Genomic DNA, 15,069 nt, shown 5'->3' on the forward strand with positions numbered 1-15,069 from the left:
ATGTTAGATAAGATGATGAAATCTTTAGCGGAAGCGCTAAAGGTAGGGGATTTTATTGCCTCAGAAAATGGTTCTTACAACATCGAGGTTGACCAGTTATCACTGACCATCAAGCAACATGCGTCATGGATTTTATGGGAAGCGACGTTACCCTTCCAGTTTAAAGAGCATCTAGATTATCAACAAGAACAAGCGTTACAACGTTGCATGCAGCTCTCATTAAAAACCATTCGTGAGGATGGCGGCGTACTGACAACCAATGATGATCAGCAATTGATTTTGCAAAGTAAAGTACGGGTTGAGGACTGTTCGGTGGAACGGTTCTCTGCTTTGCTTTCTAAGCACGTCAATCTCTGTGAGCGTTACATTGCATTATTGGAACAAGAACGTGTGAACCACACAATCAACCATACAGTGTGGTTACCATGATGCTAAAAATCTTTCCCAACATTAGACGTGCTGCAACAAAGGCATTGTTATGCGCAGTGAGTGTTGTTCCTTTGGGATATGCGCAAGCAACAGACTTACACTGGCCCGAACAACCGTTCCGCTACTATGCAGATAACGACTCATTAAAAGAGTTGTTGAATAACTTCGGTGCAAATTATCGTGTCTCGGTTTCTGTTAGTGACAAAGTCAACGATCGAGTGAATGGGCGTTTTACCCCTGAAGATCCGGCGGAATTCCTCGATTACTTATCGCAAGTGTACAACTTGATGTGGTATTTCGATGGTGCCGTCTTACATGTCTATAAGGCGACAGAAACTCGCTCACGTTTACTTCAATTGGAATTACTTACGGCTAGAGAGCTACGCAGTACGTTAATTTCCACCGGCGTTTGGGATTCTCGTTATGGTTGGAGAGCTGCTGAGAGCAAAGGGTTAGTCTATCTTGCGGGTCCTCCACGTTATGTCGACTTAGTGGTACAAACGGCGGAGGCATTGGAAACGCGCTTGCTGCAGAAATCGAATTCAACCGACGAATTATTCGTTGAGATAATTCCTTTGAAGTACGCTTCTGCAACGGATAGAGAAATTGCATATCGCGATCAGACAATTACGGTCCCTGGCATCGCATCGGTGTTAAAACGGGTCGTGTCTGGTGTTCAAACTCAAGTGACAAGTGCGTCTAGCAAAGAAGTTACCAGTTCAGATAAGCCTGTAAAAAGTAATAAAACCGCCTCAGTTCATGGTGGCGCAACAGTTGAAGCAGAGCCGGGCCTTAATGCGATTATCGTTCGTGATACTCAAGCACGATTACCGCTCTATCGTAAACTGGTCGCGCAATTAGACCAGCCGCAATCAAGAATTGAAGTCGCGCTATCGATTGTCGATATCAGTGCCAACGATTTAAGTCAGTTAGGCGTGGATTGGCGAGCGGGAGTGTCTGTCGGAAACAACCGCATTGTCGATATCAAAACAACAGGTGATGTGAATTCGGGGGATGTGACGCTCGGCAGTGGACAGAACTTTAAGTCCTTGCTTGATTCAACCAACCTAAATTACTTGCTGGCTCAAATTCGTTTATTGGAATCCAAAGGCAGTGCTCAAGTGGTTTCAAGACCAACATTGTTAACTCAGGAAAATGTCGAAGCGGTACTGAACAACAGCAGCACGTTTTACGTCAAGCTGGTTGGTAAAGAAACCGCAGCGCTGGAAGAGGTCACGTATGGCACGTTACTGAGAATTGTCCCACGTATCGTTGGTGATAGATTTGCTGCACGACCTGAAATTAACCTGAGCCTTCATCTCGAAGACGGTGCAAAGATCGCTGATGGTGGCGTCGATGACCTTCCTTCCGTTCGTAAAACTGAAATCAGCACCTTAGCGACGGTTAAACAAGGGCAAAGCTTACTTATCGGTGGTGTGTACCGAGATGAAGTGAGCCATCAGTTACGTAAAGTGCCATTGCTAGGAGACATCCCATATTTAGGCGCGCTGTTTAGAAGTAATACCAATACTAAGCGCCGCACAGTACGAATGTTTATTTTAGAACCTCGAATTGTTGTGGATGGTATTGGCGATAGTGTGTTGATTGGCAACGAATATGACTTGCGACCAAGTATCGGCAAGCTTAACAACATCTCCAACAATAGCGCTGAATTTAAATCGGTAGTGGAAGTATATAGCTGCACATCGAGGGTTCAAGCCGAGCGCTATCAACAAGACTTATTGTCACAGCAAAAGTCGTCTCAATTAACGCAGTGCCGATTACCAACAGGGCAAAAGGGTTGGCGGGTGAAAGTATTGGAATGTGATGACTCACAAAGTGAGTGTGTGCGCCCTTCAGAGGAGTCTTAACCGCGATGCAGCAATGGAAAATTCGTATTTTATCAGGCGTGCATACCGGAGTAGAAGTCACCTTACCTGAAGGTGCTCTCGTGCTTGGCAGTGACGACTTTATTGCTGATCTTGTACTGTCTGATGCTGGGGTCGAAGCGAACCATTTCACCCTCGTTTGCCAGCAAGACTCGGTCATTTTACGAGGCTGCGAAGAGGCAAATATTAACAGTGAAGACATCGCTGTTGCAGGTGATGGTATCGAGTTGTCACGCCATGCTGTTGTCTCGGTCGGCGTTGTGAAGTTCGCTCTGGGATACGCGGAAGATGCGTTAATTGTGAGTAACGTCAGCGACGAATCTAGCCAACAGAATACACCTGTGGTTGCTGTGCAACGCTCTAGCTGGAAAAAAACAACGCTCATCGTTTTGCTTTGTAGTTTTGTCCCGAGTGTCATTTTTGCCGGTATGTGGTACAGCCAAGCTAACGGAAACAACAATGAAATTGTTACAGAAGCAGAACCCATTGTTTTGGTACGTAACATCTTAGGCGAGCTCAAACTTAGCGACGTTCGCGTGGAATGGAATGCCGCCGCACGCCAAGCAGTCTTAGAGGGCTATGTTGAAGACCGAACACAGAAACTCGATCTGCTTGGTCGAATTGATGTATTGGGCATCAATTACAAAAGTGACTTAAGAACGATGGAAGAAATCCGTCGCGGGGTTCGATTTATTTTGCGCAACCTCGGCTATCACCAAGTGAAAGTCGAAAATGGCGATGAGACCGGCACACTGCTGCTGACGGGCTATATCGATGATGCCAGCCGCTGGAACCAAGTTGAACAAATTTTGGAGCGAGACGTGCCGGGTCTTATTGCGTGGAAGGTTGAACTGCAGCGAGCTGGTGCCTACATGGATACGCTAAAAGCGTTATTGACGGATGCGGAGCTACTGAAAAAAGTCCAGTTGGTCACCAGCGGTGATCGCATTGAAGTTCGTGGTGAGCTTGATGATATCGAAACGACTCGATTTTACGGTGTGACCCGAGACTTCCGGGAACAATATGGTGAGAAACCGTACTTAGTTTTGAAATCCATACCTAAGGTGAGTAAAGGCACCAACATCGATTTCCCGTTTCGTAGCGTTAACTTTGGCCAGGTTCCATATGTGATTCTAACCGATAACGTTCGCTATATGGTCGGTGCAAGAACGCCTCAGGGCTACCGAATATCCAGTGTTACACCTGCTGGTATTGAGTTGGTTAAAGGCGGGCGGGTGATAACAATAGAACTTGGATATGAAGGCGAGACGAACAATGACAAATCTTGAACAAATTTTAAATAACGACACAAACGGTGCGGAAGTGCACAAGATTAAGAGCAAGCTCTTAGAAGCACAAGCGGTGGTGAAACGTCAGTTGGATTTAGGGTGCTCACCACAGCAGTACCAATTGCTACTCAAACAGTATGAAGCTTACACCGCCGCCCATGCGGTCGTTGAATCATACGAAGCTAACTAAAAAATACGAGGAAGTCTTATGTCATTTTACGATGCTAGTAACAGTGTAAACCTTGATGATGTTAAAGCTAAGTTAGAACAACAAGCGAAAGATGCCAACACAGAAGTGACGGCAGCCATCAAGAATCTAGAAACCAATGCCGATGATCCATCAAAGCTTGCCGAGCTTCAGCACGCGATCAACAAATGGTCTGTTGTTTACAATATCAATGCGACCACTACTCGTGCGATTAAAGATGTGATGCAGTCGATTCTCCAGAAGGTGTAAAGCATGGAACGAGAAACGCGCCAACTGCTGGCTGAAATCGCGCTGATGGCAACAGGTATGCATCGTCATCAAGAAGCCAACACGATTGCAGATGGCCTTGAAGCAAGCTCAGGTTCTGAAGAGACCGTTGCGATGATTCGTGCAATGAGCCTCATGAATAAAGGCTTGTATGAAGAGGCTCATCAATTACTCGAACCACTTTGTAACGCCTATCCAGATCTGATCAGCTTAGCGGCTCTTGCTTCTGCCAAAGCCGGTTTACTGAGCAAAGCGGAAAGCTGGGTAGAACTTGCGTCACAAGGAAGCGAAGAAAGCCAAGCATTTGCTGCGAGCTTTTCTCAGGACATTAGGAATCTTGGATGATCATTGATTCAAGTAACCTAAGTCTTCAACACCAATCTTTGCGTCAGTCGGAGTCGCGCCATTATGAGCGGAGCGATGAAGACAAGATGAAAGCACTCATGGAGCGAAGTGACAAGCAAGAGCAAGTTTCACATGTTTCTCCAAAAGAGACGCTAGAGAAAACAGAAGCGAAACTGGCGGAGATTAAAGCGTGGTACGAATCATTAAAAGACGCAGAGGTTGTCAGTAAACAAAGTGTCTTATCATCGTTAAATGAAGCGTTTTCCGACCCTCAAGTTAAACGAGAGGCAATGTGGTACGCCTTTCATGAGGCGAAGAGTGCAAAAGGCAACGAGCAGCCACAATCTGATTTGTTAAAGGTGTTGAAGCAGGAGTTACTAGGGAATTTTTCGGGACAGCTTATTGCCGAACCACCTGCTGATAAAACAGCACTAAAAGCAATGCTAGCGCAGCATTTTCCACTGGGTGCCCAGAAAGAACAAGCCTTATGGCATTGCTGGGCAGAGTTGAAGTCGTTACCTGATATGGCATCAACACTGGACATGGTTCGTGATGAACTTAGCTTCATGATCCAAAAAAATGCGATGGTGAAAAACATCATGACTCACAGTCACAAGTTAGATTTATCTTAGGAGTACATATGATAAACACGCAGTACACCGAGGTGATGCAAACCAACATTGATAAGTTACAGGATGCGCAAGTCGAAGACGGTTTAAGCGAACGTTTTGAGCAAGCCATGTCGGTTCCCGAGGCAAGTAATGGCCTGGAGGGAGGTTTGCTAGAAAACATCAGCGAGTTGAAAAACACTATCGATAACGCGAAAAGTAACCTGCAAGACAACATGAAGATGGTGGGTGATGATCCGGCGCAATTACTGCAAATGCAGTGGGCGCTGACACGCATTACTTTTCAAGAAGAGCTGATCGCGAAAACCGTGGGTAAAACCACACAAAACGTAGAAACCTTATTGAAGGCACAATAGTGATGATGAATAAAATGAGAGCAGTTTTCATCATGCTCACGTTGTTTCTGGTAGGTTGTCAGACCGAGTTATACACCAACGTTACTCAGAAAGAGGGTAATGAGATGTTGTCGATCTTACTATCCGAAGGTGTCGTTGCAACAAAAGAGCCTGACAAAGACAACACCGTCAAGTTAATGGTAGACAGTTCCCAAATCGCCTTCGCGGTAGACGCGCTAAAGCGAAAAGGTTATCCAAGAGAGCAGTTTTCCACACTGAAAGAAGTGTTTCCCAAAGACGATTTGATCTCGTCACCATTAGCAGAACGAGCACGTTTGGTATACGCGAAATCTCAAGAGCTCTCCTCAACCTTATCTCAGATTGATGGCGTGCTAGTGGCACGTGTTCATGTTGTTTTGGAAGATCAAGATCTGCGTCCAGGAGAGCGTCCAACTCCAGCTTCTGCCTCCGTATTTATTAAACACGCGGCAGATATTGCGCTTGATTCATATGTTCCGCAGATCAAATTATTAGTGAACAACAGTATTGAGGGGTTGAACTACGATCGAATCAGCGTAGTGATGGTACCCTCATCAGAGGTTCGAGTTGCTACTCAAAACAATCAATTTAAAAGCATTTTGTCGGTTCAGGTCACCAAAGAGACGGCGAATAATCTTATCGCCATTTTGGTGTTCTTGGTAGCGGCACTCATCGGCTCGAATATCGCTACTTTTACATGGTGTCGTAGGAACACGAAGCGTGGTTAAACCAGAAACACCACTCGCGCAGGTACAACACCAGTTTAACTATGCGCCTTGCCAGTACATCCATAGAAGTTGGATAGAGCAAAAGCAGCCTTGGTTACTAAATATCGAAGGCTGGAGAGATAACCCCATGTTCAACCAATGGTGTATCAATGAGTGGGCGTTATCTCCCGTTCCTGAGATGGCTTTTAACAGACCTTGTCATAGTTTGGCATTGCTCCCGACAGACGCGTTGAATCAACTCGTATTGATGGTGGGTGGAGCTTTGCATTGCGTTGCGATGCGAAGCGTTGTCTTAAAACATCCTAAACAGGTTCTGAACAACGTATTTGGTTTGGAAGGCGCTCGGTTCTTAATTCAAAACGGACCGATGCTGTTATCCTGCTGGCCGCAAGGCTGGCAGCGTTCGTTACCAGAACTACTGGATGAAAGGTCTGTTGAAGCAAGCATGAGGGCGCTGGGATATTTTTGGATGAGGTTTATTTTGATTAACTCACCGGAAGATGTTGTTCTTCGTTGGCAATTCAAATTGGAAAAGCAACTTAGCGAAAACGCGGAAACAGCTAACTGGTTGGAAGCGGATCAACGAGATCTGGCGTATCGACTCACAAAAAAAATCGCAAAACAGGTTATTCCTCAATGGTTTCATTTGTTGAAATAAAAACAGACAATTTGCAGCTGGCACCTGGCTTAAAGGTGCTGAAAGCGAAAGATTATGCCAGTTATCTGGATTCGCAACACTTAGTTGAAGCCGCGAACTCCAAAGCTGAAAGCATCATTGCTAATGCCCAACAAGCCTACGAAACCGAAAAACAACGTGGTTATCAAGATGGCCTTGCACAAGCCAAGATTGAAAATGCGCAAACGATGGTTGAAACCTTAGCACGTTGTAATGACTACTATCAGCAAGTCGAAGAAAAAATGACAGGTGTGGTGTTAGAAGCAGTACGTAAGATCATCGATACCTTCGATGATGTCGATACCACGGTGAGTGTAGTTCGAGAAGCGTTGCAACTGGTGAGCAACCAAAAGCAGGTCATTTTACATGTCCACCCAGAGCAGGTTGTTGAGGTGAGGGAAAAGGTGGCTGGTGTATTAAGTGATTTCCCTGAAGTCGGTTACGTTGACGTGGTAGCAGATGCGCGCTTGAAAAATGGAGGCTGCATTTTGGAAACAGAAGTTGGGATCATCGACGCCAGTATTGATGGACAGCTGCATGCATTAAAGCAAGCCATGGTGAAGCAGCTCAGCGAGCGTAAAATTACGATTCATGAATAAACCTCAAAAACTCAGCACTTGCTGAGTTTTTTCATTTTAATGCCTTTAAACAAAAAAAATCCGACCATTTCTAAAATATTCACTGCCATAAATCCTTAAGAATACATCTAAGAAAGCTGCTTAGTTGATAAGTGTTGCAACCAAGCAGCGCCTCTAAAACAACAAAAATAGGATTATTTAGTCGAATGGCTAATGGATTTATAACTTCTTTACTGACAGATTTTGCCAGCCGCTGCCAATTGGAGCCGTTGGTTTTTGATGAGGATGATTGTTGCCATCTACTCGTTGAGCAAAACACAGCAATCACAATTCGTGCACAAGAAGATCGTGTGACGCTTATCGGGCTGATTTCAGGTAATAAACCGAGTGCTGATATTTTGCATCAACATATGAAAGATGCCTTAACGCAAGGCTCTCCAGCGGTATGCTGGGAGGAAGAGACCGGATATATCGGTTTCATACACCTGCCTCAGCAACTGCTAACTGCATCTTTTTTCGATGAGTCATTTGCGAATTTCATCGAGTGGTTAAAAAGTGCGAATACACAAGAAGTAACCAATAAAACAACCGAAGTACCGGAAACGAATACCACTCATTTTTCCACATTAAGGGTTTAAAACATGATCAGTTTTGGAAGTGTTAGCGCGTTGCAGGCTGCCATGCCGCAAGCTCGTAACGAGATACTTAACGAAGGTAAGCTGAGTATTGGTGGCAAAGAATACCAAATTAACGCAGCGACCCAAGAATTTACTCGCGCCAATCCTACGAATGGTGCAGTAGCGCGATTTTTTGAAGCGACAGGAAAACTGTTTCGCGAAGGTAGCCCACAATCGGTAGCGAAAGCCCTTACAAAAGCCGTATTTGATAATGAGCAAGGACAAGCTCAGCGTTTACAAGCTGCTTCTTCTGTTGAGCATGGACAAATGTTCTTCAAAGATGGAAGCATAAAAACCGCATCAGATGTCTTAAATGCCTTTGCGAAGTTAGACAGTAAATCAGTTCAGTCGAACTCTGCTGAGCTAAACCAGTTAGCAGAGCGAGCGATGACAGAGGCAATGTTAGAAACCGATTCTGGTAAAAACCTCACATCACTGATTGGCGAAAGTGCAGCGAAGTCGCTTGCTGGACGTGTAGTAAAAGACTACGGCGGTGGTGTATCTGCAGCGCAGAAAAACCCGGCAGGTAGCATTAATCAAATGCAAGCGGTGTTTGATATGGAGGTGATGCATCTTAAATCGGCGCAACGTCATATCGAAGGTCTAGCAAGCACCGATCTAAGCCAAGGTGTATACGCTGAAGGACTGGCAGAGGACGCGTTTAACAAAAGTGGCGTAACCAATAATGTTGAAAGAGCTGCGGCGTGGATCATTAATGCTTCTAACTCTAAAGGAAACGATGCCGAAAATATTACGTCTTTACTGAAAGAATACGCGTCTAATGGTAAAGACTTATTGAATATGGAAAACCTAAAAGAGCTACACGCTCGATTGGTGCCTAATGTTGAGCGTGATTACCGAGGGCCAAATATTTCGGGTGGCACTTTGCCTTCAAGTATTGGCGGTGAGGGCATGTTAAAGCAGCACATTGAAGGCTTTTTGAAAGAGAACCCTGTAGAAGATAAAGACTTAGGTAAACATTTGTTCGCCGGAGTTATCGGGTACCATGGCTTTACCGATGGAAATGGTCGCATGGGGCGTATGCTATACGCGATAGCAGAACTTCGTAACGACTCGTTCAATCCTTTAGCTATGGATGCAGAAAATAGCCTTCACGGTATTAAGTGATTTTTTACTTCTATTTAATTTTTGGAGCGGCGATTGCCGCTCTTTTATTTTCCAGCTTAACCTTAATTTTTCTTCTCAATAAAACGGCTAATAGCAATAAAAATGAGACGTTGAAATAAAGTGTCGGTTTCTATCTCGCCATAAAATCTCTTTTATCCTTATTCGCTTATTTAAATGAGCCGTTATACCCAAGTGGCTTCGCTGAAACAAATATATCGATGTCACTTAGTTATAATAAATTAGACAGGACACAACATGGATACAGGAAAGATTAATATGCTTCTCTCTGAGCTAGGAGAAGTGCTGAACCTTGAGCGCGTGACAGCGTATGACGATCAAATGTGGTCACTGCATTTTGCTGAAAACAACAGTGTCGATGTTCTGCTCGTAGAGGAAAAAGGCGAGTTATTGATTTCCAAAAACCTGCTTATAGAACAAGATGATATTACGCTAGATAAACTTCAAGTTTTACTTGAATACAACTTTTTGTATCGAGAAACAGGTGGTGTGCAGTTTTGTGTGAATCCAACACGCAAAGACGTTGTTCTTCAAGTTGCTATCGCGGCTGGAAGTGAACTCACCAACATTGCTAACTTAATCATTCAGTTGAGTGAATTAGTTGATACTTGGGTACAGTTATTTCAAAACAACACGGTTGTAGATTTTAGCCAAACAGACGTACACGCATTTATTCAAGTTTAAGGCATCACACATGGTCAATATTAATACATCGCAAATACACCATGCTAAGCATCTAACCTTTATTGAAGAGCAGCTCTGAGCTGCTCTTTTTTATTACTCTGGCAACTCGTTTTTAGAGCGAGATTTCTGAGGAAAACCTCACAATGAAGGCGAAAAAGTGACAAAAATAAAGCCATTACCGACATCGTTCAATCTGCAATCGTTGTTCAATAGAGTTATTGAAACAAAAGGAAAAAGTTATGAACACGATTCAACAACTGCTCTTGGAGTTTTGCCAGCTCAATGAGTTGCCCGAACTGAATTTTGAAGAAAATGAACGTTGTCAGCTACTGGTCGATGATCGCTACATGTTGTATTTCATCGCGACAGATACGGATGATTTGATGTTGTCTGTAACGTTCGGAGGGTTAGAAAAATCCGGTGAACAACGACTAAAAGGTTTAGAGCTTCTTGCTCATGCTAACTATCAAGGAATAGGTAGTGGCAGCCTCGCACTTGCTTTGGCTCCAAACGGTCGACAGCTTGTCTTAGCAGGACGTAAACCCGTTGAGCATCTAAATACGACGAACCTTACCGCTTGGTTTCACGAAGTTATTGAACAGGCCGAGCTGTGGCAAGCGCGTTTCGCAATGTTGGATCAAGCGATTCCAACCACCTCTAATCATGAACAAGCTCATGTTCAATCACTTCGTGTGTAGGAGAGAAAAATGGTTAATACAACACAAAAAATCAGCCAAAGCCCAGTACCTGATCTAGAACAGTTTCGTGCAGTTGCTGCGCAAAAAGATGACCGAGTGATCAGTAAAAGAGGTGAAGTAAAAGAACCTTCCACATTCCACAAAGGTCATAAGTTTGCTTCTATTCACGAAGGCGTATTGAGAAGCAAATACACTAAGTTTTTCCAAGAAAACATCAAAACTCACCTTGATCTAAAGCAGGCGCTACTTAAGCAAGAAAAACCTGAGGTTGCGCTGTTGGCTTACTCCCTAGTGAGTCCTTCAGGCTATCGCGGTGAGCCACTTACTGAGCGTAAAATCTTAGAAGTTGTCAGCCTATTGGATGAAATAAAAGTGAGCAGCGATACGTACCAGCAGCTTAAAAATACGTTTGATGCGATCAGCAAAGATCCGCGTATGCAGGTGAGTTTAGAAGCCCAGTATCCAGGAAAAATGGATGGCTTCGCTGCTGAACTGTTACAGATGGGCAAAGAAAAGCTAAAAGGTTCTGGTGTGAACGCCGTTATTAACTTGGCATTACCTGGCGTTGGCTTATTGATTTCTACAGGTCGAGAGCTGCACAAAGCGGCCGTAAATGGTGATGCTGAGGCTTACCATCATCAGTTAGAACAAATTTCACAGCTGCCAGGGCGAGATCAACGTCTTTCTATGCCGATGCAGCAAACCTTGGCTCAAGGTCATGCGATACTGTCGGCTGAAGGTGGCATTGGAGCTACATTAGGTATGGCGACGGGGAGCCTGGGCACGTTCGGTGTTAGCTCTGTAGCAACGGTGGGCGTCACACCGATAGCAAAAGAGGCAATCGGTTCTGCGGCAACGACTGCTATCATGAGCGGCGGTGGTTTTGTGGCGAACCAAGCTGGGGCATACGGGTTAAATACGGAAGTAAAAGAGCAACTTATGCAAGGTGAAATGTCTGGTGTTTTACCTAGACTTGAAGTTTCCAATGCAAAAGGAGACTTTACCTTCAGTATGCAAGATCCGGCTTCTGTCCGTGCATTAATGGCGTACCTTGGTCCTAAGGAGAATACTGCAATGACTTCTCCTCAAGCGCCTAAAGAGGCACAAGAGATGGAAGCCGCTCGATTAACACTGAAAAAGATGTTGGGTTCAGAGCCAAGTGAGCACTTGGTTCCTGACGTAGACTCTATCTTGAAGCTAAGCCCAGAGGATGCACCAAGTAAAACCGAGTCTATTGCTAACGGGGCGTTTAAAAAACTGTTAGGAGAAGATTGGGATTGGCTCATGCCAGCTGTTCGAGCGATTGATAAAGGGGAAGCAAGTAAAATCAACGAAAAGCTCACCTACAAGCTCCCCCTAGATGCAGCAAACGGACGAGTTTATCTTGATAAATGCCCAAACCTGAGTGACGTCCAGTTAGAAGCGCTAGAAAAATTAGGCTCACCAAGTCAATTGCGATTGATGTACTTGGCAGAAGGCTGGGTGTAATTTCAAATGGTAAAGTAGGGAGTAGGTGCTGCTCCTTACTTTATCTACCGTCAGCGTTACTTTTTGGGGCTGGCTCATCGCCATTGAATTTAATTTTTCGACTGAAGAAACAAACACACAAGTGTCAACGTTATACCAACCCAACCAATGAGAGAAATTTCTTCCCCAACAATCGCAACTGCTAGTGCTGCTGCGATAACAGGTTCAAATAGCGTGAGTATACTAGCTCCACTGGCTGTAACAAACCGTAGCCCAAACCCAAAAGCGACGTAACCTAACCCCATTGGAATCAAGGCCATGTAGAGCATGACCGTCGTATTAGTTGACGATGCAAATAGATTATCACCCGTGATAAAAAGTGTTGGTAGAAGCAAAACTCCACCAATACCAAAAACACTTCCCATGGCCGTTTGCGATTCAATGCCGTGGTCAATCATAGCCTTTACTCCCCATGAGTAAATGGCGTACGTCAAACCTGCCAATAGGCCAAGTAATACACCCCAATGCTTCATATCCTGATCAAATAAGCTATTTGCGGATGACTCAGAAGCCAGCAACAAGGTAATGCCAATGACCCCGATTGCGAAACTCATCATCCAGCGCTTGGTTATGGTCTGATTTCGGCTAAAGAGACACTCTAACAAAGCAGAAAAGAAAGGAGCAGTGGAGATAGAAATAACCGTACCAATAGCCACACCAGCGAATCGCATTGATGAATAAAAAGCCAGTGGGTAGGTGGCTAAGGCGATAATACTAACCAGTAACGTTTTCTTCTTATGTACGACTTTTCGAAAATCTCTCTTCAGTGACTTCGCAGACAGACATGCTTGCATAAATCCACCAATACCCATAGAAAATGCGCCAATGGCGAGAGCACTGACATCCGGTGCCAAGCTGGCAGCGGTGCCCGTCGTTCCCCACAGGGTTGAAGCAAAAAGTATGGATAAAGTTCCTAATTGATAGTCGGTGAAATGTTTTTTTAACACTGTAATTTCTACCTAGTGAATGGCTGTTTTAGGGTAGAAAGAATAAAAGAAAGCGATAGAGATTTTTGTGCTGAAAAGACGGAATACTTGTTCCAGAAGACTATTTTAGTGACTATCGGGAAAACTCTCTAGGAGACATACCAAAATGCATTGAAAACCGTCGACTAAACGCGGAAAGATCACTATAGCCAACTCGTTCAGCTATCAACTGAACTGGAAGGTCTGTATGAGTCAGTAGTGCTTTGGCTTTTTCCATACGTTGTAGTGTAATGTACTTATGGACGCTTACTTTTAATTGCTCTTTAAAAAGCTTTTTAAATTGCGTCGGACTCAAGCAAGCGGCATTCGCTAACGAGGCAATGGTGAGTGGCTGATCAAGCTGCTCGGCGATCAAAACCTGTACATCTCGAATACGCGAATCCACGGAGCGAGACCGCTTTTGCTGCTCCAGCAACAGATAGAAGGTTGCAACCATTGAGTTTTCAATTTCATCATTAACCTGATACTCAAGTTGCTTTTCGACAAACTGGATAAAGCTCAGTAGAGGCGGGCTAATCGAAAACACAGCCACACTATTATCCATCAAATGAGTGGGCAAAGTGGTCATATCCGCAACAATAAAGCGTGATGACTCTTCGGCATTAAAACCGTGAGCACAACTTTTGGGGATGACTATGCAGTCGCCAACCGCCACCTTTCCGACATAACTATCCATATCAATATGTATGTTGCCCTGGAGAGGAAGCACCAGTTGATGATAATCACTATGAGTATGTCGGCTCATACGTTTCGTGTAGGAGCGAATGCTTAAGCTAGATTTCATAAAAACAACATACAGTTAAAGGATACCGCATTATAGCGTTGAAAGTATCGAGGTTGAAAGCTGGGCAGTTGTAAGCCCAGATCTTGAATGGGATGTGGTTTGTTAGTCCGCCTCGGACTCTAACGAAGCCAACCAACGAAGCACTTCCGCAGTTGCCTCAATAAGATCGCTTGGGATGTACTGGTCGACGTTACCGTCGGCGTATAGTGCACGAGCAAGAGGGACTTTTTGCATCACAGGAACGCCTTCTTCTTTAGCGATTGCGACCATACGTTTGGCTACCGCATCGGTTTCCATCAAAGTGATGACGGGCAGGGGCGTTTCGCCTTTCTTGTAATAAAGGCCAACCGCGATATGTGTTGGGTTTGTAACTAATACATTAGAACGTTTAACGTTTTCGCGTTGATTGGAGGCTTGTAGCTCTTGGTGCAACTGACGACGTTTGCTTTTTATTTCTGGACTGCCTTCCATCTCTTTGTATTCGCGCTTCACTTCATCCTTGCTCATTTTGAGCTTTTTCGTGTGATCAAACTTCTGGTACGCAAAATCTGCGGCAGCGATGACGATGAAGCCTACCGAAGAGATAATCATTAATTGTTTAATCATGACGCCAGTAATGGTCGGGACACATTCTAGCCCACAAGTTGGAATTTGCATTAAAGCGTTGATGTTACCGCGTAATGTCACCCAGATAATGCAGGAAAGAAGAGAGACTTTAAGGATCGACTTGATAAACTCAATCACACTCTTAAGGGAAAAAATGCGTTTGGCCCCTTCGACGGGATTGATCTTTTTGATGTCGGGTTTAACGGATTCACCACTAAATAGGAACCCGAACTGCCCCATATTGGAAAAGATGGCGACGAGTGCAGCAACCAGAATAATCGGAGCGAGTAGATAGGCAATTTCTTTTGCGATGGCGATAGCGACATCGACTAGCGCATCTTGGAAACCCTGATAAGCAAGCTTACTTGGTAGGAGAATAAGCGCTGAGATGTGCGACATGTAATAATCGGCGAACGCAAACAGTACAATTATGAGCGCCAAAATTAATGCAGACGATACGATTTCTTGGCTTTTGGCAACCTGACCTTTCTGCCGAGCATCGCGTAACTTTTTTGCGGTGGGTTGCTCTGTTTTTTCTGCACTCATAAA

19 protein-coding genes are annotated in these 15,069 nt (G+C 44.5%); 16 read left to right on the forward strand and 3 right to left on the reverse strand.

The genetic code is table 11. From position 1 onward, the window contains the following. The 16 genes from R8N28_RS11480 (at nucleotide 1) to R8N28_RS11555 (ending at nucleotide 12,105) form a co-directional block, all read left to right on the forward strand. Nucleotides 1–429 (forward strand): YscB family type III secretion system chaperone, encoded by a 429-nt coding sequence (locus tag R8N28_RS11480; RefSeq protein ID WP_005377195.1) that lies wholly within the window; start codon nucleotides 1–3, stop codon nucleotides 427–429. Further along, entirely contained in the window at nucleotides 426–2,300 is a 1,875-nt protein-coding gene (sctC, locus tag R8N28_RS11485) for a type III secretion system outer membrane ring subunit SctC (RefSeq protein ID WP_065274579.1), read from the forward strand. The genes R8N28_RS11480 and sctC overlap by 4 nt, the downstream gene beginning before the upstream one ends. A 5-nt stretch (nucleotides 2,301–2,305) precedes the next feature. Beyond that, nucleotides 2,306–3,607, forward strand: a complete 1,302-nt coding sequence (sctD, locus tag R8N28_RS11490) for a type III secretion system inner membrane ring subunit SctD (RefSeq protein WP_065274578.1) — start codon at nucleotides 2,306–2,308, stop codon at nucleotides 3,605–3,607. Continuing rightward, complete coding sequence (locus R8N28_RS11495; protein WP_005377198.1) at nucleotides 3,594–3,797, forward strand: EscE/YscE/SsaE family type III secretion system needle protein co-chaperone; 204 nt, start codon at nucleotides 3,594–3,596, stop codon at nucleotides 3,795–3,797. Before sctD ends, R8N28_RS11495 begins: the two co-directional genes overlap by 14 nt. Before the next feature lie 18 nt (nucleotides 3,798–3,815). Then, entirely contained in the window at nucleotides 3,816–4,064 is a 249-nt protein-coding gene (gene sctF / locus R8N28_RS11500) for a type III secretion system needle filament subunit SctF (RefSeq protein WP_005377199.1), read from the forward strand. Nucleotides 4,065–4,067: 3 nt separating this feature from the next. Continuing rightward, nucleotides 4,068–4,427 carry a YscG family type III secretion system chaperone gene (locus R8N28_RS11505; protein WP_005377200.1) on the forward strand — a complete coding sequence of 120 codons (360 nt, stop codon included), beginning with the start codon at nucleotides 4,068–4,070 and terminating at the stop codon, nucleotides 4,425–4,427. Beyond that, a complete protein-coding gene (locus tag R8N28_RS11510; RefSeq protein ID WP_025768115.1) occupies nucleotides 4,424–5,059 on the forward strand; it encodes a YopR family T3SS polymerization control protein in 636 nt (211 codons plus the stop codon). Before R8N28_RS11505 ends, R8N28_RS11510 begins: the two co-directional genes overlap by 4 nt. Before the next feature lie 8 nt (nucleotides 5,060–5,067). Further along, a complete protein-coding gene (gene sctI / locus R8N28_RS11515; protein WP_005387149.1) occupies nucleotides 5,068–5,412 on the forward strand; it encodes a type III secretion system inner rod subunit SctI in 345 nt (114 codons plus the stop codon). Next, on the forward strand, nucleotides 5,412–6,158 hold the full coding sequence (sctJ, locus tag R8N28_RS11520) for a type III secretion system inner membrane ring lipoprotein SctJ (protein ID WP_086012989.1): 747 nt from the start codon (nucleotides 5,412–5,414) through the stop codon (nucleotides 6,156–6,158). The genes sctI and sctJ overlap by 1 nt, the downstream gene beginning before the upstream one ends. Continuing rightward, nucleotides 6,151–6,816 (forward strand): SctK family type III secretion system sorting platform protein VscK, encoded by a 666-nt coding sequence (gene vscK / locus R8N28_RS11525; RefSeq protein ID WP_054579523.1) that lies wholly within the window; start codon nucleotides 6,151–6,153, stop codon nucleotides 6,814–6,816. Before sctJ ends, vscK begins: the two co-directional genes overlap by 8 nt. Further along, nucleotides 6,795–7,433 carry an HrpE/YscL family type III secretion apparatus protein gene (locus tag R8N28_RS11530; protein WP_005387146.1) on the forward strand — a complete coding sequence of 213 codons (639 nt, stop codon included), beginning with the start codon at nucleotides 6,795–6,797 and terminating at the stop codon, nucleotides 7,431–7,433. The genes vscK and R8N28_RS11530 overlap by 22 nt, the downstream gene beginning before the upstream one ends. A 185-nt stretch (nucleotides 7,434–7,618) precedes the next feature. Further along, entirely contained in the window at nucleotides 7,619–8,050 is a 432-nt protein-coding gene (locus tag R8N28_RS11535; RefSeq protein WP_005377206.1) for a type III secretion system chaperone, read from the forward strand. A gap of 3 nt (nucleotides 8,051–8,053) precedes the next feature. Beyond that, the gene (locus tag R8N28_RS11540; RefSeq protein WP_025768118.1) at nucleotides 8,054–9,217 is read left to right on the forward strand and encodes a VopS family T3SS effector adenosine monophosphate-protein transferase; all 1,164 of its coding nucleotides are present in this window, start codon (nucleotides 8,054–8,056) and stop codon (nucleotides 9,215–9,217) included. Nucleotides 9,218–9,472: 255 nt separating this feature from the next. Beyond that, entirely contained in the window at nucleotides 9,473–9,919 is a 447-nt protein-coding gene (locus R8N28_RS11545) for a type III secretion system chaperone (protein WP_065274577.1), read from the forward strand. Nucleotides 9,920–10,158: 239 nt separating this feature from the next. Continuing rightward, entirely contained in the window at nucleotides 10,159–10,617 is a 459-nt protein-coding gene (locus R8N28_RS11550) for a CesT family type III secretion system chaperone (protein WP_005387141.1), read from the forward strand. Between the two features lie 9 nt (nucleotides 10,618–10,626). Further along, nucleotides 10,627–12,105, forward strand: coding sequence for a cation transporter (locus R8N28_RS11555; protein WP_065274576.1), 1,479 nt, complete (start codon nucleotides 10,627–10,629; stop codon nucleotides 12,103–12,105). Between the two features lie 89 nt (nucleotides 12,106–12,194). On the opposite strand, the gene R8N28_RS11560 is transcribed toward R8N28_RS11555, so the two are convergent. From R8N28_RS11560 to vscU, 3 genes are all read right to left on the reverse strand, one after another. Beyond that, entirely contained in the window at nucleotides 12,195–13,097 is a 903-nt protein-coding gene (locus R8N28_RS11560; RefSeq protein ID WP_372587967.1) for a DMT family transporter, read from the reverse strand. Nucleotides 13,098–13,203: 106 nt separating this feature from the next. Then, nucleotides 13,204–13,914, reverse strand: coding sequence for a helix-turn-helix domain-containing protein (locus R8N28_RS11565; protein WP_054576983.1), 711 nt, complete (start codon nucleotides 13,912–13,914; stop codon nucleotides 13,204–13,206). 102 nt (nucleotides 13,915–14,016) lie between these two features. Further along, on the reverse strand, nucleotides 14,017–15,066 hold the full coding sequence (gene vscU, locus R8N28_RS11570) for a SctU family type III secretion system export apparatus subunit VscU (RefSeq protein WP_005387129.1): 1,050 nt from the start codon (nucleotides 15,064–15,066) through the stop codon (nucleotides 14,017–14,019). Nucleotides 15,067–15,069: the final 3 nt, after the last annotated feature.

Source organism: Vibrio sp. Vb1554, assembly GCF_033344235.1.

Bases quoted from the DNA above. Each gene is read 5' to 3' on its own strand.
- R8N28_RS11480 (WP_005377195.1), top strand. From the start codon at position 1: ATGTTAGATAAGATGATGAAATCTTTAGCGGAAGCGCTAAAGGTAGGG.
- sctC (WP_065274579.1), top strand. From the start codon at position 426: ATGATGCTAAAAATCTTTCCCAACATTAGACGTGCTGCAACAAAGGCA.
- sctD (WP_065274578.1), top strand. From the start codon at position 2,306: ATGCAGCAATGGAAAATTCGTATTTTATCAGGCGTGCATACCGGAGTA.
- R8N28_RS11495 (WP_005377198.1), top strand. From the start codon at position 3,594: ATGACAAATCTTGAACAAATTTTAAATAACGACACAAACGGTGCGGAA.
- sctF (WP_005377199.1), top strand. From the start codon at position 3,816: ATGTCATTTTACGATGCTAGTAACAGTGTAAACCTTGATGATGTTAAA.
- R8N28_RS11505 (WP_005377200.1), top strand. From the start codon at position 4,068: ATGGAACGAGAAACGCGCCAACTGCTGGCTGAAATCGCGCTGATGGCA.
- R8N28_RS11510 (WP_025768115.1), top strand. From the start codon at position 4,424: ATGATCATTGATTCAAGTAACCTAAGTCTTCAACACCAATCTTTGCGT.
- sctI (WP_005387149.1), top strand. From the start codon at position 5,068: ATGATAAACACGCAGTACACCGAGGTGATGCAAACCAACATTGATAAG.
- R8N28_RS11530 (WP_005387146.1), top strand. From the start codon at position 6,795: ATGGTTTCATTTGTTGAAATAAAAACAGACAATTTGCAGCTGGCACCT.
- R8N28_RS11535 (WP_005377206.1), top strand. From the start codon at position 7,619: ATGGCTAATGGATTTATAACTTCTTTACTGACAGATTTTGCCAGCCGC.
- R8N28_RS11540 (WP_025768118.1), top strand. From the start codon at position 8,054: ATGATCAGTTTTGGAAGTGTTAGCGCGTTGCAGGCTGCCATGCCGCAA.
- R8N28_RS11545 (WP_065274577.1), top strand. From the start codon at position 9,473: ATGGATACAGGAAAGATTAATATGCTTCTCTCTGAGCTAGGAGAAGTG.
- R8N28_RS11550 (WP_005387141.1), top strand. From the start codon at position 10,159: ATGAACACGATTCAACAACTGCTCTTGGAGTTTTGCCAGCTCAATGAG.
- R8N28_RS11555 (WP_065274576.1), top strand. From the start codon at position 10,627: ATGGTTAATACAACACAAAAAATCAGCCAAAGCCCAGTACCTGATCTA.
- R8N28_RS11565 (WP_054576983.1), bottom strand. From the start codon at position 13,914: ATGAAATCTAGCTTAAGCATTCGCTCCTACACGAAACGTATGAGCCGA.
- vscU (WP_005387129.1), bottom strand. From the start codon at position 15,066: ATGAGTGCAGAAAAAACAGAGCAACCCACCGCAAAAAAGTTACGCGAT.